At 53.6% G+C, this 20,097-nt stretch carries 14 protein-coding genes; 7 read left to right on the forward strand and 7 right to left on the reverse strand.

Annotated elements, in window-relative coordinates; translation table 11 throughout:
• Positions 1 to 22 precede the first annotated feature (22 nt).
• The 3 genes from idnO to K5Y30_RS10405 all read right to left on the reverse strand — a co-directional run bounded on the left by idnO (position 23) and on the right by K5Y30_RS10405 (position 2,700).
• A complete protein-coding gene (gene idnO, locus K5Y30_RS10395) occupies positions 23 to 787 on the reverse strand; it encodes a gluconate 5-dehydrogenase (protein ID WP_222211325.1) in 765 nt (254 codons plus the stop codon).
• Positions 788 to 796: 9 nt separating this feature from the next.
• Positions 797 to 1,828: an L-idonate 5-dehydrogenase gene (gene idnD, locus K5Y30_RS10400; RefSeq protein ID WP_222211327.1), complete on the reverse strand. Its 1,032-nt coding sequence runs from the start codon at positions 1,826 to 1,828 to the stop codon at positions 797 to 799.
• Positions 1,829 to 1,998: 170 nt separating this feature from the next.
• Positions 1,999 to 2,700, reverse strand: coding sequence for a response regulator transcription factor (locus tag K5Y30_RS10405; RefSeq protein WP_222185364.1), 702 nt, complete (start codon positions 2,698 to 2,700; stop codon positions 1,999 to 2,001).
• Between the two features lie 509 nt (positions 2,701 to 3,209).
• Between K5Y30_RS10405 and K5Y30_RS10410 the strand changes: the two genes are divergently transcribed.
• The 3 genes from K5Y30_RS10410 (at position 3,210) to K5Y30_RS10420 (ending at position 9,872) form a co-directional block, all read left to right on the forward strand.
• A complete protein-coding gene (locus K5Y30_RS10410) occupies positions 3,210 to 6,824 on the forward strand; it encodes an ATP-binding protein (RefSeq protein ID WP_255606623.1) in 3,615 nt (1,204 codons plus the stop codon).
• A 99-nt stretch (positions 6,825 to 6,923) separates the two neighbouring features.
• Entirely contained in the window at positions 6,924 to 7,547 is a 624-nt protein-coding gene (locus tag K5Y30_RS10415; RefSeq protein ID WP_222185363.1) for a response regulator transcription factor, read from the forward strand.
• A 321-nt stretch (positions 7,548 to 7,868) separates the two neighbouring features.
• Positions 7,869 to 9,872 (forward strand): NADPH-dependent 2,4-dienoyl-CoA reductase, encoded by a 2,004-nt coding sequence (locus tag K5Y30_RS10420; protein WP_222211329.1) that lies wholly within the window; start codon positions 7,869 to 7,871, stop codon positions 9,870 to 9,872.
• Here K5Y30_RS10420 and rlmG read toward each other — a convergent pair whose 3' ends face one another.
• On the reverse strand, positions 9,873 to 10,991 hold the full coding sequence (rlmG, locus tag K5Y30_RS10425) for a 23S rRNA (guanine(1835)-N(2))-methyltransferase RlmG (protein ID WP_110867387.1): 1,119 nt from the start codon (positions 10,989 to 10,991) through the stop codon (positions 9,873 to 9,875).
• 81 nt (positions 10,992 to 11,072) lie between these two features.
• Here rlmG and K5Y30_RS10430 point away from each other — a divergent pair, with 81 nt between their 5' ends.
• On the forward strand, positions 11,073 to 11,573 hold the full coding sequence (locus K5Y30_RS10430) for a M48 family metallopeptidase (protein WP_101762916.1): 501 nt from the start codon (positions 11,073 to 11,075) through the stop codon (positions 11,571 to 11,573).
• On the opposite strand, the gene K5Y30_RS10435 is transcribed toward K5Y30_RS10430, so the two are convergent.
• Entirely contained in the window at positions 11,570 to 13,258 is a 1,689-nt protein-coding gene (locus K5Y30_RS10435) for a chloride channel protein (RefSeq protein ID WP_222185361.1), read from the reverse strand. The genes K5Y30_RS10430 and K5Y30_RS10435 overlap by 4 nt on opposite strands.
• A gap of 139 nt (positions 13,259 to 13,397) precedes the next feature.
• Here K5Y30_RS10435 and K5Y30_RS10440 point away from each other — a divergent pair, with 139 nt between their 5' ends.
• From K5Y30_RS10440 to sstT, 3 genes are all read left to right on the forward strand, one after another.
• Complete coding sequence (locus K5Y30_RS10440) at positions 13,398 to 14,384, forward strand: Gfo/Idh/MocA family protein (RefSeq protein WP_222185601.1); 987 nt, start codon at positions 13,398 to 13,400, stop codon at positions 14,382 to 14,384.
• 271 nt (positions 14,385 to 14,655) lie between these two features.
• Positions 14,656 to 15,627 (forward strand): TerC family protein, encoded by a 972-nt coding sequence (locus K5Y30_RS10445; RefSeq protein WP_008103489.1) that lies wholly within the window; start codon positions 14,656 to 14,658, stop codon positions 15,625 to 15,627.
• Positions 15,628 to 15,859: 232 nt separating this feature from the next.
• Positions 15,860 to 17,107: a serine/threonine transporter SstT gene (gene sstT, locus K5Y30_RS10450; protein WP_101762914.1), complete on the forward strand. Its 1,248-nt coding sequence runs from the start codon at positions 15,860 to 15,862 to the stop codon at positions 17,105 to 17,107.
• A 44-nt stretch (positions 17,108 to 17,151) separates the two neighbouring features.
• On the opposite strand, the gene K5Y30_RS10455 is transcribed toward sstT, so the two are convergent.
• Together K5Y30_RS10455 and K5Y30_RS10460 are read right to left on the reverse strand one after the other, a co-directional pair.
• Positions 17,152 to 18,642, reverse strand: a complete 1,491-nt coding sequence (locus tag K5Y30_RS10455; protein WP_222185360.1) for a UxaA family hydrolase — start codon at positions 18,640 to 18,642, stop codon at positions 17,152 to 17,154.
• A gap of 4 nt (positions 18,643 to 18,646) precedes the next feature.
• Positions 18,647 to 20,095: a tagaturonate reductase gene (locus K5Y30_RS10460; protein ID WP_222211414.1), complete on the reverse strand. Its 1,449-nt coding sequence runs from the start codon at positions 20,093 to 20,095 to the stop codon at positions 18,647 to 18,649.
• Between the last annotated feature and the right edge of the window lie 2 nt (positions 20,096 to 20,097).

Below are 20,097 nucleotides of genomic sequence, written 5' to 3' on the forward strand. Positions count from 1 at the left end.
TAATGCCAGCCGCGCCCGGTCATCACACGGCGACGCGCATGCCACCGTCAACGAACAGCAGATGCCCGTTAACGAAGTTCGATGCACTGGAAGCAAGGAACACTGCCGCGCCAATCAGCTCTTCCGGTTTGCCCCAACGAGCGGCTGGCGTGCGCTTGGTTAGCCAGCCGGTAAAGGCAGGATCGTCAGCCAGCGCCTGAGTCATCTCCGTGACGAAATAGCCCGGCGCAATGGCGTTCACCTGAATATTGTGACGCGCCAGCTCCACGCACATGCCGCGCGTCAGCATAGTCACCGCGCCTTTGGAGGCCGCGTAAGGCGTGATGGTGTCGCGCCCTAATTCGCTCTGCATCGAACCGATATTGATGATTTTACCCTGCTGACGCTCGACCATTTTTTTCGCCACAGTTTGCGAAACCAGGAATACGGCGGTCTGGTTGACCGCGATAACGTCATTCCAGTCCTGCTCCGGGAATTCAAGGAACGGTCGACGACGCTGGATGCCGGCATTATTCACCAGCACATCAATCGCGCCCCACTCCGCTTCGATCTCATCTACCGCCTGCTTCACCTGCGCCGATTGCGTGACATCAAACGCTTTGGCGTGCGTACGTAAGCCCAACTCACGCAGCTGCGCCGCGCCCTTCTCTGCGCCTTCGTGCGTAGTGGCGTTGACGATCACTTCTGCACCGGCTTCCGCCAGGCCGCGCGCCAGCAGATATCCAATGCCGCGCGCCGAACCGGTCAGCAGCACACGCTTGCCTTCGAGGGAAAATAACTGGCTCATCACTGCTCCTTAAAAGGTTAACTGGACTTTAGCGGCACGGGTTTTATCGCCGGCAAACTGCAGCGCGGCATCAATATCCTGCAAGGCGAACTCACCGCTGAACAGCGGCAGCGGGTTTACTACGCCGGTGGCCAGCCACTCGACGGCGGTGTTGAATTCATGGGTAAAGCGGAAGGAGCCGACCAGATTAATCTCTTTGGCAATCAGCGCCATGATCGGGAAATTGGGAATAGTGCCGCCCATACCAACCTGCACCAGCGTGCCTTTGGCACATACCACATCGAGGCAGCGCTGCAGCGAAGAAGGATGGCCGGAGGCTTCAAATGCGACATCGAAATAGCCTTTGTCGGCAAGATAAGGCGCGAAGTCGCCATCTGCGGCATGAATCACATCGGTTGCGCCCATTTGCTGTGCCATCTCCAGTGAACGCTCGCTGATATCGCTGCACACAATAGAAGCCGCGCCGCGCGCTTTGGCCGCCGCCGCAATCAGGCAGCCAATCGGACCCACGCCCGAGATAAACACGTGCTTGCCGGTGAGATCGCCTGCCTGCTTCGTGGCGTGAATGCAGACCGCCAGCGGCTCTGCGAACACCATGATCGTTTCATCGGCATCCTGCGGGAACGGCACGCATTGCGCGCTATCCACCACTTTGTATTGGGTAAAACCGCCATCAACGTGCGGCACATACATTGCGCTGCCGAAGAATCGCATGGTGGTGCACTGGTTTTCCTGATCGCGCTGGCAATACTTACACGCGCCGCACGGCTTAGAGGGATTTACCGCGACTTTTTGTTCTGGTTTAAGTGCTGGATTGTCGCTCTCCACCACATAACCAATCACTTCATGGCCAAGAATCATCGGCATTTTGATTTCGAAGCTGCCGACCTTACCTTCCTGATAATAATGCAGATCTGAGCCACAAATCCCGCCGCGCGTAATGCGCACCAACGTACCTTTGCCGTCCCATTTCACCTGCTGTGATGCAACGCTGACTTGTTTTTTTCCGGTGATGACGCCGGATTGCGTTTCGATATTCATAACGTCCCCATAAGTGCTGTCGCAATGGGGGCCATCAGACCGGGTTATGCGGTTTAAAACTGTGATGAAGATCACCGGGAGACATGTTACGGAAAGGTGTTACCTGGAACGTGAAGTATGCGATGCAGAAGAGGAAACAGGCGGCCGTAAGTAGCCACCTGTGAAGAACATTAATAACCTGACATCAGGTCGTGGCTGTATTTGAACAGCTCAGAATCGGAGCGCAAACCGAGTTTTTTCAGCGCCGATTGTTTTTGCCCGCTCACCGTTTTACGGCTGCGTTTAAACTTCACGGCAATTTGAGACACGCTCAAACCATCAAGGAAACAACGTACCACTTCCACTTCGCGCGGGCTGAGGGTTTTCACCTTCTCATACATGTTGCCTTTGCTGCTGAAATCAAGGCTGTCATCCAGCGACTCTTCGCTCATGACATAGAGATTTTCTACCTCGTAAGCGACTTCTTTAGACAAGAACAAACGGCCCTGAGCGACCTGACGAATCGCATGGGTAATTTCCTGCATATTATGACTTTTGCCAATAAAACCCTTCACGCCAGCGCTTAGCACCATTTTGACAATCGCCGGGCTCTCCATGGATGAGGAGATCAGAATTTTTTGCTGTGGATAGTGATTACGCAGTTGCTTCACCAGCGCCAAACCATCCAGTTCTCGTTCACCCAGCAGGAAATCCAGTACCAGCACATCAACCACGGTATTTCTCAGCTGATTAAATAATTCATTACTTGAAGCCCAGGTACCCACCAAATGAATATCGGGCTCATGTTTCAAACACAACTCGAAAACGGTACGGACCATGGGGTGATCATCAAGGACAGCCACACGCACTTGTTTATTGTGTGCATATACCATTTGTTTATTCCTTTATTACAGCATTAACTTTGTCCAATTCTGACTGTCACACCCGCTTCAATAAATAAATGGTGTCGATTACAACAGCTGTGAAAAAATAGCCTTCACAACATCAGAATTCTAAATCGATAGCGTCACCCTAATAGCGGTCATTTTTATATACCCCTTTTAGGTTTATATTTTTCCGTGATAGATTCTTACTTGCCTGCTCACGTAAAAGTGGGAAAAGTCTGACTTAACTCCTTAACAAGACCACATAAGAATTGTCTTGAAAGAAAAGGAGCAATCTAACTAACTGAATAAAGCAATAAATATTCATCATATCTTAACATCACCATCACAGGCACTCTTTCACTAAAAATAGAAAATTTGAGAATGGTCGCAAAATATTAACAGTAAAAGAATAGAGCGGGCGAAAGACAATAATATCTTTATACTCCACATTCCTTATAGCCATTAATGAATATGTTCACGTGAGCAGAGTGCTAATTCACATCAGGAATCCCCGTTTGGCAGCCTTGTTTTTTTTGGCTCTTCTTTCTTTTTCATTAATGGCATCAGAGCAAAAACTGCAATTACTGGCGCGATATGATACAGCTCAACCTACCTTGCAATTAGCTGAGCCTATTGCTTCAGAGTTTCGTCATCAGATACTTAAAGTCGCCGTCGCTGGACAACCTCAACCGCCTCTGTTTATGGATATGGATACCCGACGATTTGAAGGTGTAAGCGCAGATTATCTTTCGCTGATTCAAAATATGCTGGATACCACGGTAGAACTCCATTATTACGCCAGCCACAGCGCTGCGCAGGAAGCCGTGATCAGGGGCGAAATGCATCTATTAGCACTCTATGTGGCTCAACCCTCTTCGGGGCAGCAACCCTTGATCGCCAGCGAACCCTGGATGCTGGATTACGCAGCGATCGGTTTTAAATCTGAACAGAACACTGCACTAAATGACGATGAACCTCGTCGCCTGGCCTGGTCGGGTTCAGCATTGCTGCGAGGGGATTTAGAAGAGACTTATAAGCATGACCTTTTAGTTCGCTTTCCAGGTTACTACGATGCTGTCGCTGCAACCGTTTATGGTCAAACAGAGCGTGTCTGGGGCAGCGCCGCCACTCTTACGCACCTCAATCGCTTCATGTTCGCTAATGCGCTGGAAATAACCAAAGATGACCACACTCTCGCGATGAATGTCAGCTTTGGCATTAGCCCGCGTTATCCGCAACTGGCCGGTGCGATCAATCTTGCTTTAACACAAATTCCTCTCTCCATTCGTATGCAAATAGCGAAGCGTTGGCTGCTTGATACGCATCATGTTCTGCAGCGCAATCCGCTGGCATTGACGCAGGAAGAGGAAAAATGGCTGGATGAACACCAGCATATCATTACCGCCCTACCGCAAACCCTGGCTCCACTTAGTAGCCATACAGGCAGCATGCCGTTTCGCGGCATGATCATTGATGTATTAGGTCTGATTACCGACCAAAGTGAGATGACATTTATTCCAGTAGATCAGAAGGAAAGTAGCGGCGATTACACAGCGAAAAATTCTCCACGTCTGTATGCGCTAGAGATCCTCAACCATGAAATGTCGCCTCAGCGGGTAACCCGACCATGGCTGGTTTCACACTGGGTTATTATTCGCCATAAACGACCACGTAATATTATGGCTCGCGATCCTTTCCCCTTTGGTTCTGCTCTAATGCTGGGCAACCGGCAGATGAAAGATTGGATGCTGCTGCATTATCCCCATCTCAACATTGCCTTCAGCGATAACCCTTTGCAGGCCTTGCATGATTTGCAGGCGCATGAAATTGATGCGGTCGTGCTGCCGAAGATTTTTGCGGATTACTTGCTCCACAACCATTATACAGAGGACTTTATTGTCGAAACGACGTTGGGTGCAGAGCCGGCACGCTTTGTGATGCGCGTCGAGCCCGGTAATGAAATGTTGGTTGGTATCCTCAATAAAGCATTAATCGCGATTCCACCTGAAACGATGTTCAAATTGCTGGCGCAATGGCGTCAGGCAGAGATGCCGTTCCTGAGTGCGTCATGGCAGAACTATAAACAAATCATCTTGCTTATTGTTTCGGTCTCAAGCGGTTTGATCGCGCTTATTTTGCTGTGGAACCGCCATCTGCGGAAGGTTATTCAGCAACGTATTCGGGCCGAAAATGCGTTAAAAAATCAGCTTAATTTTACTCATACGCTGTTCAACGATTCGCCGGTCGCCATGTACATCCGCGACAAACAAACACGCCTGGTTGACTGTAACAACGCCTATCTACGCTTTATGAATTTTCGACGGGAGGAGGTTATTGGGAAACGTCTTTCGGACGTACTCGCCGGAAATAATGCCAGCATCCACAGCATTGAAGATGGCTACCAGAAAACCATTCTGGATGGCGAAGCCGTCATACGTGATATTCACATTGAATTAGATCAGTTTTCATTCCAGCTTTATCACTGGACACTGCCATTTCGCGATAGACATGGTGATGTAGCAGGCGTGATTGGAGGCTGGCTGGATATCACCGAACGGAATGCACTACTTCAGGAGTTGCAGTTGGCAAAAGATGCCGCGGACAAAGCCAATCGTTCAAAAAGTGAATTTCTTGCCAGTATGAGCCATGAAATTCGCACACCGCTGCATGCAATGATTGGCCTGCTCGAGCTAGAAACGCGCTTGCAACCGGAGGATTCTCTCTCGGAAAACATCCGTGTTGCCTATAACTCGGCCCGTGCGCTGCTGTCATTGATTGGCGATATTCTCGATCTTTCCAAAATAGAGTCGGGCATTTATCAACCGACATTAGAAACCGTTTATCTGCCTGACGTGCTCGATCAAGCTGTAACGTTGTTTCGCAATAAAGCGGAGAATAAGGGAATTGAGCTACGTATTGAAATGGATATCGCCGCTTATTGGGTGAAAACGGATCCCTTGATGCTTAACCAAATTCTTTCTAACCTGCTGAGTAACGCTATTAAGTTTTCTGAACAGGGTACCGTCACTGTTGTGCTGATGCAGGGAATTGGACAGGAAGAGGAAGGTTGCGAATTCGTCATTGAAGTCAGCGATGAGGGCTGCGGCATGACGGAAGACCAGCAACATGCCATATTCGAACCCTTTGTACAGGTGGGGGATCGCCATCATCAGCAGATCGGTACCGGTTTGGGCTTAAGTATTTGCCGTAATTTGGCGCATTTATTGGATGGTGAACTCATCGTAGAAAGTGCGCCGGGCGAAGGTGCAGTGTTCTCCTTTTATTTTCGTGCCCAGCAAGGCGAACCGCGCGACCAAACCCAACCCCATTTTTCACAGCCGCTAGTCTCAGACAAGTTATCAGTCATGATTATCGACGATCACGCTCCGAATCGCTTACTGCTAGGCAAACAGCTTGAACTGGCTGGGCACCAGGTGATAGTCAGTGAAAGTGCTGCCGAGGCGCTGACACTTTGGCAGCAGGATCCACTGCGTTTCGATCTCATCATCACTGATTGCAATATGCCGGGCATGAACGGTTTCCAGTTCGCAGAAGCATTGCGTCACTATGAAAAAGTGCATCAGTTAATGCCAATTAAGTTGTATGGTCTTACGGCATCGGCTGAACAGCATATTATGCAACGCTGCTTACAATCAGGCATGGATGATTGCCTATTTAAGCCCTTGAACTTAGACAGTTTGCTGCTTCAGGTTGCGCATTGCACTCGCCGTAACGATGTGCATCCAGAACCGTTGGCCTCCCCCACAATTTCTCCGGAATCTGGCATCGCCCATTTTCCGCTGCTGTTAACACAGTTGGCCGATCGTGATAGCGAAAGCTGTCTGGCATTGCTCAAAAGCATACGAACCAGCCACGATGAATTATTAATGTCTCTGCAGCAGACAGAGGATGCCAGCACTCTGTCTCTGCTTGGTCACAAACTGAAAGGTGGCGCAGCAATAATTAATGCCACTGCGTTGACTGAATTAGGGCGCATGCTGGAGAAACATCGAGAAGAAGCACACGATGTGCAATCATTAATCAAGCAAATTCTTCGGGAGATGGTTCGTGTTAATGATGCTTTGCAAGAATTTGAGAAACATCGTCTGAAAAATCAGCAGGATTTATAGAATCATAATCTTATCAAGACATTTCTCGGTTCGCCCTATTAATCAGCCGGACATAATGGCCGCCAGCGTCATCATTTCGGTGTCGTTAAAGGGAGAGATATGTTTAATGCAAAAATTCTCATCGTTGATGAGCATCGTTTGGTGGCCGCCGGCGTGCAGGCTTTATTATTAATGAACGGGTTTAATTGTGTCACTACTGCGCACACAATTAACGATGGTATTGATGATATTATTCATCACAACATCGATATACTCATACTGGACCCAGACTTCAAAGAGAAAAACGGTATTGCTTTTCTGCGTGATATCGTTAAATCCAAGACGTGGATGAAAGTTATCCTGATAGGCCACAGCGGAAGCAATCCCGTTTCATTACAGTCACTTAGCCAAGGAGCAAATGGCTTTATATCAACCTACGATCCGATTCAAACGCTCATCGCAGCTATTGGCTGTGTATCTAACAATGTGAATTACCTTCCCGGTGATATTTTAGATAAACGTCAGCGTTACGTGAACGAGCAAGATATGCTCTCTCGGCTTACAGAACGTGAAAACTTAATTTTGCGCCAACTAGCCCAAGGTAAATCTAATAAAACCATCGCTTACGAATTGGGATTGAATAATAAAACCATCAGTACTTATAAAACTAAAATATTTCAGAAACTGGAATCAAAGAATTTGGTCGATATTATTGAACTGGCACGTCGCAATGGTGCGTGTTGAAAGAAAAATCAAGACTAGTCTTGCTGATTAATAACGTTATGGCGTGGCATGATATGCCTTGTCCTAACCCCGGACAGTTTTTAAAAAGATTGAGTTATAAAGGAATTAATAACCACAGAGCTAATTTATTAGCCCCTTCTTCATGCTATTACAGGGCGAGTAGGTTTCTTCCCGTGCCTGGCGAAAGAGTCCGAATCTTTCGTCTGCGACTTACCGCCCTGCTTTTTTTTGATGTTTCTCACAGGCTTCACGCCCAATATTTCCTTCCCTGCAAAATCCCGCTAGAGTTCACTCATCCGACCACTCCCTGAGTATGTGATCATGTCTGAACATTATGCCCGCTTGTTCGCCCCACTCGATTTGGGCTTCACCCAGCTAAAAAACCGTTTCCTGATGGGTTCGATGCATACCGGATTGGAAGAACACGCCGAGGGCGCAGCGCGTCTGGCGGCCTTTTACGCTGAACGCGCGCGTGAAGGCGTGGCGCTGATTGTCACCGGCGGAATCGCGCCCAATCCGCAAGGCGTAGTAGCACAAGGCGGAGCGATCCTCAACCAGGAAAATCAGTGCGGCTGGCACCGCATCATCACTGATGCGGTGCACGTAGAAGGCGGGAAAATTGCGCTGCAAATTCTGCATGCCGGCCGCTACAGCTATCAACGCGATCTGGTTGCTCCTTCGGCGTTGCAGGCGCCGATCAATCCTTTTACGCCGCAAGCGCTCAGCGATGCGGATATTCAGCAAACCATTCAGGACTTCGCGCACTGCGCCAAGCTGGCGCAACAGGCCGGCTATGACGGCGTGGAGATCATGGGCTCGGAAGGTTATCTGATTAACCAGTTTCTGGTGGCGCACACTAATCGGCGTGAGGATGGCTGGGGCGGCGATGTGACGCGACGCCAGCGCTTTGCGTTAGCGGTGACGCAAGCGGTGCGTGATGCCGTCGGCAGCGACTTCATCATTATCTTCCGCCTGTCGATGCTCGATTTGGTTAATAACGGCAGCTCGCTGGAAGAGACGCTATCGCTGGCGCAAGCGTTGGAGCAGTGCGGCGTTACGCTGTTTAACAGCGGCATTGGCTGGCATGAAGCGCGTATTCCCACCATCGCCACCTGCGTGCCGCGCGCCGGTTTTGCCTGGGTCACGCAGCATCTGCGCGAGTGCGTATCGGTGCCGGTCATCGCCACCAATCGCATCAACCATCCCGATGTAGCTGAACAGCTTTTGCGTGATGGCATCGCTGATATGGTCTCGATGGCGCGCCCTTTCCTCGCCGATGCGGCTTTCGTCCGTAAAGCAGAAACCGGCCAACCCGAAGCCATTAACACCTGCATTGCTTGTAATCAGGCCTGCCTCGATCAAATCTTTATCGGCAAAATCACCTCTTGTCTGGTGAATCCGCGCGCCTGCCACGAAACGCTGATGCCGGTGATCGCCACCAAGCAGCCGAAACAGTTGGCGGTGGTGGGCGCGGGACCCGCGGGTATGGCGTTCGCGCTGCAGGCGGCGCAGCGCGGCCATCAGGTCACGCTTTACGAAGCCGATGCGCAAATTGGCGGACAATTTAATATCGCCCGGCAGATTCCCGGCAAAGCCGAATTCAGTGAAACGCTGCGCTATTACCGTCACCAACTTGCTGCCGCAGGCGTAACGATTAAAACGGAACATCGCGTCAGCGCAGACGAACTGGCAGCCGCTGACGAAGTGATCATCGCAACCGGTATCTTGCCGCGCCAGCTGACGATTCCTGGCATCGATCATCCCAGCGTGCTGAGCTACCTCGATGTGATACGCGATAAAAAACCGGTGGGAAAACACGTGGCGATTATCGGCGCGGGCGGCATTGGTTTTGATACCGCCGAGTTTCTGCTGCATCAAACCAGCCATGACGATTTTTACCAAAGCTGGGGCATCGACCTTAGCCTGCAGGCGCGTGGCGGTTTGATTGCGCCACAGCCACAGCCCGCCGATCGGCAAATCTGGCTGCTGCAGCGCAAATCCGGCAAGCCGGGCGCAGGCTTAGCGAAAACCACCGGCTGGATCCACCGCGCCAGCTTGCAGGCGCATGGCGTGCAGATGTGGGGCGACGTCGAATATTTGCAGATTGATGACGCCGGATTACATCTGCGTCATCAGGGCGAAGCGATGACGCTGGCGGTGGATAACGTGGTGATTTGTGCCGGACAGGAACCGCTGCGCCTGCTGGCGGATCAGCTCAGCGCGCTTGGCAAATCCGTACGTGTGATTGGGGGTGCGGATGTGGCGCAGGAGCTGGATGCTCGCCGCGCCATCGCTCAGGCGACCGAACTGGCGCTGAGTGTGTAATTAGCGCAGTTTGACCGAACGCAGTACCACGAACTTGGCGTTGGACGCCACCAGCTCGCAGTTGCCAAACAGCTTTTTCATTTTGACGTGATAACCGAGGTGGCGGTTGCCGACGATGCGCAACTCGCCGCCATACTGCAGGCAGCGTTTCGCATCACGCAGCATTTGCCATGCCAGATGATCGGTCACCGCGTGCTGCTGATGGAATGGCGGATTGCACAGCACCGCGTGCAGGCGATCGGACGGGAAGCCACTCAGCACGTTGTTAACGCGAAACTGACAGCGCGCCATATCCTGCGGACGGTTCACTTCCACGTTCAGTTTGCTTGATGCCACCGCCATGTAGGATTCATCATAAAACAGCACGTCCGCGTTTGGGTTCTGTTCCAGCGCCAGCAAGCCAATCACGCCATTGCCACAACCCAGATCGAGAATCTCCCCTTCAATGTCAAAAGGCAGATGCTGCATAAAGAAGCGTGCGCCCACATCCAGCGACGCGCGGGAAAACACGTTGGCGTGATTGTGGATCTGGTACTCAGAATCATCCAGCGGCCAAACGGTGGTGGCGGGCTGATCCGCTAATTGCGGCGCAGTGAAGCGGCTGTAAATCAGACGCGCTTTTTTCCACGCCAGCGAGGTTTTGCTCTCGCCGAGGATGCGCTCGAACAGTTGCAGCGTGGAGTTGTGAATATCTTTGGCCTTCGCCGCCGCCAGAATCAGCGTGTCCGGCGTGACCACTTCGCGCAGTGCACGCAGTTGATGCTCGAGCAGCGCCAGCGCTTTGGGGATTTTGATCATCACCACCGCCGGTGCGGCCGGCAATGGCGCCAGGCTATCGAGAAAATGCACCTGATCTTCATCCATCTCATTGAGTCGCAGGTTCTGTTTTGCCGCCTGTTCGCTCAGCAGTGAATCGCTGACGTGCCACACCGGACGTGCACCCAACCCGCAAGTCAGCGCGCCAAAGCTGTCGTTGAACACCAAAACCGGTCCCTCAGGCAGCGCTTGCTGCAACAGGTATTCATCGGCGGAATCCCACGCCTGTAGCGGGCTTTCCTCACGCATTGGCGGGAAGCGGTGCAGCGTCAGTGTGCGATTGGTCAGTTCAAGTTGGCTCATGGAATCTCCGGCGTGGTACACTTTGCGCGATTGTCGCCCTAAAAAGGGGGCGCAGTATACTGTCTTTCGCCGGGAATCCCAATGTCATTAATCTATCTGCAGGGCTACCCTGAAAACATCCTCGAGCAGGTTCAGACGCTGATCGAACATGAGCGCTTAGGTGCCTTTCTCCAGCAACGCTATCCCGATACGCACAATATCGTCAGCGACCGCGCGCTCTATGATTACACGCAGGCGCTGAAAAACCGCTATATGCGCAGCGCACCGCCGGTGAGCAAAGTGATTTGGGACAATAAAATCAAGGTGATGAAGCACGCGTTGGGGCTGCATACGGCGATTTCGCGCGTGCAAGGCGGCAATCTTAAAGCCAAAGCGGAGATTCGCATCTCCACTTTCTTCCGCCTCGCACCGGAAGCGTTTTTGCGCATGATCGTGGTGCACGAGCTGGCGCACCTGAAAGAGAAAGAGCACGACAAAGCGTTTTACCAACTCTGCTGCCACATGGAACCGGATTATCACCAGCTCGAATTTGACGCCCGCTTGTGGATGACCGATCAGGCGATGCGCGGCAACGCAGCTTAAAGAAACTCCTGCGCTTTTTGGATCAGGCTGGTTTTGGTCAGTGCGCCCATAAAACGGCGCTCCTGCGGATTATTTAGCACCGGCAGGCGTTCAAGCGTGACGCGGGCAAAGGCTTCCCAGCCTTCGCGCATGCTTTGATTCTGATAAATGCAAGGAAAGTTATTGTCCATCACGCTACTGACTGGCGAATGCAGCGTGATCTCCTGCGACAACACCTTGCGTGAGATATCGTGTATCGACACCACGCCGAGAAATTGCCCTTCGCTATTAATCACATAGACATAACGTTCCCGCTTGAGCGAGCTCACCGCCAGCGCCTGCCCTACTGACTCTTCTGGCTGCAACGCCGCGCCGGGAATGATCAACTGGTCGACGCGCATGTTATCGAAATCATACTTGGCTTCGGAACGACTGAAATGGCTGCTCACCACTGGATAAGTGCTGGACGATTGCAGGCGATACACCACCATCGAGGCCAGCACTGACGCGATCATAATCGGGAACAACAGGCTGCTATTCAGCGTCATCTCAAGCACCATCAGCATCGCCATTAACGGTGCCTGGCTGACCGCCGCCAGCACCGCCGCCATGCCGATGGCCGCATACAGCAAGGTATTGCCGACCGGTAAATGCAGCATCACACCCATCTGTGCCAGCGCCACGCCGAGCAGTGCGCCGATCAATAAGGAAGGGGTAAACAGCCCGCCCACCGCGTTGGAACCCACCGACAGCGTGGTCGCCAGCGTTTTGAGCATCAGCAATCCCAGTAATCCCATCAGTAGATATTGGCCATCAATGATTTTCACGATCACTTCGTAACCGTTACCGAGAATATCGGTGGAGATCAACGCCAGAAAGCCTACCGCTAATCCACCGGCGCCGAGCCGCAGCGGCAGCGAACGCACGCGGCCAAACAGCGCCTTGCTGCGCGCAATCAGTTTGATCAGCAGCCAGCCGGCGATACCGGCGACAAATCCAATCAGCAACGTCATTAGCAAACTGCTGATATCCATCTGAAATAGCGCTTCGGATAACGGATATAGCGCGCTGCGAAAACCCAGCGACCACATGGTCATCACCGCCACCGCCGACGAGACAATCAGCGGAATCAAACGCTGCAGCGCCGAGATGCCAAAAGCGATCTCCGCGACAAATATCGCCGACGCCAACGGGGCGTGATACACCGATGAAAGCCCGGCAGCAGCGGCCATCGCTACGATATCGCTGTTACGCAGATTCAACGATTTCGGCAGCCAGCGCCCGATTAAACTGCCGCTCAGCGCCGAGAGCTGCACCATCGGCCCCTCTTTACCAATCGACGCGCCGCTGCCGATGCTGGCCATCGATGACAGCGCACGGAACAGCGAGGTTTTGGTTGGTACCGCATCGAGCCGCGCGTTAATCACCTCCAGATAATCGGTCTGCACCGTTTCCTGTTTCTCAATCGCCACCGCATAGCGCAGGAAAAAACCGGCCAATACGCCGCCTGCGCCCACCAGCAGCGGCCAGAAGATCCACGGCCAGACATGCATCGCCACGGTGATTTCACTGTCACTGTTGAATAGCAGATGGTTGATCAATTCAATCACGCCGCGAAAGGCCAGCGTCACCAGCGAGGCCACACATCCAACGGGGATGGCGATCAGTAATGTGGTCCAGTTCAGAGCATGTTTACTTCCACTCACCCGCGCGTCCCCGCTAAGTCGGTTAAAAAGTTGTGCGGCATCATCATATTGGAATGCGGATCTCAGGATCAAATTTCGCCTGCCTGGCGCTCAGATGAACATGTTACTCTGCCGTTTTATTTTAGCAGGAGAGCAGCACGTGATTCGTTTCGCCATCGTGGGAACCAACTGGATTACCCGCCAGTTTATCGACGCCGCACATGAAACCGGCAAGATGAAGCTGAGCGGCGTCTATTCGCGTAATCAGCAGCAGGCCGACGCTTTCGTAGTGGATTATCCCTGTAAGCTGACCTTCACCTGTCTGGATGAACTTGCCGCCAGCAGTGAGATCGATGCGGTGTATATCGCCAGTCCGAATGCGCTGCACAGTGAGCAGGCGATACTGTTTATGTCGCACGGCAAGCATGTGATTTGCGAGAAGCCGATGGCGTCTAACCTGCGTGAAGCCGAGGCGATGATTGCCTGCGCGCGCCAGCATCAGGTGGTGCTGTTCGAAGCCTTTAAAACCGCCAGCCTGCCCACCTTCCTGCAACTGCAAAAAACGCTGCCGCAATTGGGCAAACTGCGCAAAGCCCTGATCAACTATTGCCAGTATTCCTCGCGTTATCAGCGCTATCTGGATGGCGAGAACCCGAATACCTTTAATCCGCGCTGGTCGAATGGCTCAATGATGGATATCGGCTTTTACTGCCTCGCCGCCGCCGTCACCTTGTGGGGCGCGCCGCAGCAGGTCAAAGCACAAGCTTCCCTGCTGGAAAGTGGCGTTGATGCGCATGGCGTGGTGGTGCTGGGCTACGGCGATTTTGATGTCACGCTGCTGCACTCAAAGGTCAGCGATTCACTGATCCCGAGCGAGATTCAGGGCGAAGCGGGATCGCTGGTGATTGAAAAGATCTCCGAGTGCCAGCAACTGCGCTTTATCCCGCGCGGTGGCGAGAGCCAAAACCTGACGCAGCCGCAGCACATCAATACCATGCTGTATGAAGCCGAAACCTTCGCCAAATTGGTGGAAGCCGGTGAAGTTGAGCATGCGGCCTTAGAAAACTCGCGCATCACGGCACAGTTGCTCACGGAAATCCGTCGCCAGACCGGCGTGGTATTCCCGGCGGATCAGACTGAAGTGTAAATATTGCAAAACATTTCCAGAGCCCTCTTGAAAGCGATTATCGAACTCCGTATGTTTAGCGCTGCAAAGGGGAGTAACTTCTACGCTGATTGATCGTCATTACGATGCGCCACGCAATATGCGTTACGCATCCGGTCGTCAGGCAACCCGGAATCTATTCTGAGTTGTAAGTGAGACCTTGCCGGAAGGCGAGGTTTGCTTGCAGCACGATCAAAGCGGCTGACGTCTTCTGACTTCAGCCGCTTTTTTATTTCTGGAAAAGGATACGACTATGCACTCAGTTGGCACACCGTTACTTTGGGGCAGCTTCGCTGTCGTAGTGCTCATCATGCTGGCGATCGACCTGCTATTACAGGGCCGACGCGGCGCACAAACCATGTCATTCAAACAAGCAGCGGTCTGGTCGCTGATTTGGGTGTCAGTTTCACTGCTGTTCAGCGCCGCCTTCTGGTGGTATCTCGACGGCACCGCCGGGCGCGAAGTTGCCACTGCGCAAACCCTTGCCTTCCTCACCGGCTACGTCTTAGAGAAAGCGCTGGCGGTGGATAACGTCTTTGTCTGGCTGATGCTGTTTAGTTACTTCGCTGTACCGGCCAACCTGCAGCGCCGCGTGCTGATTTATGGCGTATTGGGCGCGATTGTGCTGCGTACCATCATGATCTTTGCTGGCAGCTATTTGGTTACCCAGTTCAGCTGGATTCTTTACGTGTTCGGCGCTTTCCTGCTGTTCACCGGCCTGAAAATGGCGCTGGCGAAAGAGGAAGATGACAGCACGGTGGGTGACAAGCCGGTGGTGCGTTGGCTGCGCAAACATCTGCGCATGACCGATAGCCTGGACGGTGAGAAGTTCTTCACCCGCAAAAACGGGGTGCTGTTTGCTACGCCGCTGCTGCTGGTGCTGATCATGGTTGAACTGAGCGATGTGATTTTCGCCGTGGACAGCATTCCCGCGATCTTCGCGGTGACCACCGATCCGTTCATTGTGCTGACTTCCAACCTGTTTGCGATTCTCGGCCTGCGCGCCATGTACTTCCTGCTGGCTAACGTCGCGGAGCGTTTCTCGATGCTGAAATATGGCCTGGCGATTGTGCTGGTGTTTATCGGTATCAAAATGCTGATTGTCGAGTTCTATCACATTCCCGTCGGCATCTCGCTGACGGTGGTGGGTGTAATTCTCGGCGGTACGCTGCTGATCAACGCCTGGGTAAACCACAGAAACGACCAGAAGAAGATCTCACCATAATCTTCTGCAGGGGCGCTAATCGCCCCTGCTTTGTTTCGCCAGTGGCAACCTTCACCTTTTATATATCTGTCACACTTCCCATCATCAGCAGATCAAAAAACCGATCTGCTGCGCATGCACAGAATTATCTCTTTCCTCATAAGCTCTTTTCCTTATACTCCGCCGGGCAAACCGTTGTGCGTGGTGGAACCGCGCACAATACTCATGACCGCGAATATAAAAAGACTGTGATATGCAAAACAACTTTATTGGACGTCTGGGCGCACTGTTCGCAGGAAGCCTGGTGAAACAAATCATGATTGGCCTGGTGGCGGGCGTGGCGCTGGCGTGGTTCTCACGCGATGCCGCACTGGCCGTTGGCTTGCTGGGTGAGCTGTTCGTGCGTGCGCTAAAAGCCGTCGCGCCGCTGTTGGTTTTGGTGCTGGTAATCTCTTCGATCGCTAACCATCAGCAGGGACAAAAAACCAATATCCGCCCAATTATCATGCTGTATCTGCTCAGCACGTTCTTTGCTGCGGTTGTGGCGGTGATCTTCAGCCATCTGTTCCCTCAGACGCTGTCGATGAACGTCGGCGCCACGCAAATTACGCCGCCGTCGGGTATTACCGAAGTGCTGCACGGTTTGCTGATGAGCATGGTGTCGAACCCGATTGAAGCGCTGATGAATGCCAACTACATCGGTATTTTGGTGTGGGCGCTGGGATTGGGGCTGGCGTTTCGTCATGCCAGCCCAAGCAGCAAAGCGTTTCTTAATGACGCGTCCAATGCCGCGACCTGGGTCGTGCGCTGCGTGATCCGCTGTGCGCCGCTGGGGATTTTTGGTCTGGTGGCCTCCATTCTCGCCTCAACCGGTTTCGATGCGCTGTGGGAATACGCCAATCTGCTGGCGCTGCTGCTCGGCTGCATGCTGATTATGGCGCTGGTAATCAACCCAATGCTGGTGTTCCAGAAGATTCGCCGCAACCCGTATCCGCTGGTGTTTACCTGCATGCGTGAAAGTGGCGTCACCGCGTTCTTCACCCGCAGTTCAGCGGCTAACATTCCGGTCAATATGGCGCTGGCGAAACGTCTCAATCTGGATGAAGACACGTATTCCGTGTCGATCCCGCTGGGTGCCACCATCAGCATGGCTGGCGCATCCATCACCATCACGGTGTTGACGCTGGCGGCAGTACATACGCTGGGTATTGCGGTGGATGTTCCAACCGCCATTCTGTTGAGTCTGGTGGCGTCACTGTGTGCTTGTGGCGCATCCGGTGTGGCTGGCGGTTCGCTGCTGCTGATCCCGGTAGCCTGCAACATGTTCGGTATTCCGAATGATTTGGCGATGCAGGTAGTGGCGGTGGGCTTTATTATTGGCGTGCTGCAGGATTCCGCCGAGACCGCGCTGAACTCCTCGACGGATATTCTGTTTACCGCGGCCGTATGCCAGGCCGAAGCCGAGCGCCAGCCGCGTCGTACGGTGTCAGAGTCGGAGTAAAGTAAGGTTTTTGAATATGGGTCGCCATCCATGGCGACCTGGTTTTACAAGGTCACACCGCTTTTAAAGATGGCTAACTCGCGGAAATCGTTGCTTTCATTGCGCGCGGGTTGGCCATTGGCAATCGCCACAATCATATCGACGAAATCCTCCAGCATCTCCGACATACTCATCCCTTCAAGCAAACGCCCGGCGTTAAAATCGATCCAGTGCGGCTTCTTCTCGGCGAGCTGCGTATTGGTGGCGATCTTCACCGTCGGCACAAAACCGCCGTACGGCGTGCCGCGTCCGGTGGTAAACAGCACCATATGACAGCCGGCGCCCGCCAGCGCGCTGGTGGCGACCGCATCGTTGCCTGGCGCACTTAACAGATTCAGTCCCGGCGTATGCAGGCGCTCACCGTACTTCAGCACATCCACCACCTGACTTTGTCCGGCCTTCTGCGTACAACCGAGCGACTTCTCCTCCAGCGTGGTGATGCCGCCCGCTTTATTGCCGGGTGATGGATTTTCGTAGATCGGCTGCTGGTGATCGATAAAGTAGCGCTTGAAGTCGTTAATCATCGCCACGGTTTTTTCAAAGGTGGCTTCATCGCGACAGCGGCTCATCAGAATGCGCTCAGCGCCAAACATCTCTGGCACTTCGGTCAGCACCGTGGTGCCGCCGTTGGCAATCATCTGGTCGGAGAAACAGCCCAGCATGGGATTGGCGGTGATGCCGGAAAAACCATCCGAACCGCCGCACTCCAGACCAAACTTCAGCTCGCTGAGTTTGCCCGGCTGACGCTGATCCGTGCGCATGGCGCGATAGAGTTCGTGCAAGCGTTCCAGCCCCGCTTCCACTTCATCATCCTGCTTCTGGCACTCCATGAACTGCACGCGATCGCTATCGAAGGAACCGAGCGTTTCACGGAACACATCGACCTGATTGTTCTCGCAGCCAAGGCCAATCACCAGCACCGCGCCGGCGTTGGGATGGCGCACCATGTTCTGCAACATGGTGCGGGTGTTCTCGTGATCCTGCCCAAGCTGCGAACAGCCAAACGGATGGCTGAACAGATGCACGCCATCAATGCCTTCGGCGTCATTGGTCTCTTTCATAAAGCGCGTCAGGATTTGCCGCGCGATGCCGTTGACGCAGCCCACAGTGGGCAGGATCCATAACTCATTACGGATGCCCACTTCCCCGCTGGCGCGACGATAGATCTGCACGTCGCGATCGCCAGCTTGCGGCGGCAGATCGAGAAAATCGGGTTGATAGTCGTACTCATCCACGTCGCTTAGGTTGGTGCGCGCATTGCTGGAGTGAATGATCTCGCCGGCCGCAATCGGCTGAGTGGCGTGCGCGATCGGCAAACCGTATTTGATCACCAGCGCGTCGCTGGCTAAAGGCTGCAGCGCAAACTTATGGCCGCGTCCAACCTCCTGCTGCAAGGTGATCGCCTGTTGATTGATTTCGACCTGGGTATTGGCTGGCAAATCGCGCAACGCCACAGCAACGTTGTCGCGTGAATGGATTCTAATGGCATCTTGCATAGCGTTATCTCAGTTGTGTCAACGCCGTCCGCATCCCGTGGACGATGATGTTTTGTAGGTGTTGGCTGACCGCAGCCACTAATCCGGGCTGCTGAGTGAGATCTTCGCCCCAGTGATTGGCGTCGCTAAGTACCGCGCGCACCAACTGTTCTGGAGTCTGTTTATCGTTATTTACTGCTGACCACAGTTCAGCGAAACGCTGCAGCCACTGTTCGTCGTCCTGCAGCGGCCAGTGACGTTTGCCCTCTGCACCACGATAAAAGGCCAGCAGCGCGGCAAAGGCAAAAGTCAGCCGCACAGGCCATTGCCCGTTTTGCTGCTGCGACAACAACAATTGCGGCAGCAAACGGGTGCGGAATTTGGTCATGCCGTTAAGGGCGATGGAGAGCAACGCATGGCGGATAAAGGGATTGCGGAAGCGACGCTGCACCGCGTCGGCAAAGGCGTGCAGCTCGTCGCGCGGCAGATCCAGCGTGGGGATGACCTCGTCGCGCAGCAGCGCATCGACAAAGCCGGCCATCTGCGCGTCATCCATCGCTTCTCCCACGCTCTCCAGCCCGGCCTGAAACGCCACCGGCACCAGCGTGGTGTGTGCGCCGTTAAGGATCGCCACCTTTTGCGCTTTGTATGGCGTGATGTCATCAACCAGCTTCACTTCCGGTGCCAGCGCGTGCAGCTGCAGTTCCTGCGCCAGTGCGTCTGGCCCCTGAATCACAAACTGGTAATAGACTTCGCCCGCCACCAGATAGCGATCTTCGTAGCCTAATGACGCTTCGATCGCCGCGCTATCCGCCGGATAACCGGTGACAATGCGATCCACCAGCGTGTTGTAGAACGCGCAGTGATCCTGCACCCAGCGGGCAAACGCCGGCGGCAGCTGCCAATGCTGGCTGTAGCGCAGCACCAGCTCACGCAGCGTGTCGCCGTTATAATCGATCAGTTCACAGGGCACCACCAGCCAACCTTTATCGCTGGCACCGGAAAAATGGTTGAAGCGCGCCCACAGCAGCTGCGTCAGCTTGCCGGGGAAGGATGAGGCGGGCGTGTCGTCCAGCCGATCCTGCTCCGCAAAGGCAATTCCGGCTTCTGTGGTATTGGAGAAGACAAAGCGCATCTGCGGTGCGCGTGCCAGCGCGAGAAACGCATCAAACTGCTGATACGGCTGGATTTCACGATTCACGCTGCGGATCAGGCGGGCTTCACTCACCTGCTCGCCCGCCGCATTCAGCCCGCGAATCAGCGTGGTGTACAAACCCTCTTGCTGATTCAGTGTCTCTTCCACCACGCGGTTGCGCGGACGCACCACCACCACGCCCGCATCGGTATTGTGATGCTGATTGAGCCAGTCGAGCTGCCAGTCGATAAAGGCGCGCAGGAAGTTGCCTTCACCAAACTGGATAACGCGCTCGCTGTAGTGCGCGCCGGGAAAATCGTGACGGTTGAGTCGCTGCATCA

The sequence above is a fragment of the Pantoea sp. DY-5 genome (assembly GCF_019795955.1).
Classification (GTDB): domain Bacteria; phylum Pseudomonadota; class Gammaproteobacteria; order Enterobacterales; family Enterobacteriaceae; genus Pantoea; species Pantoea leporis.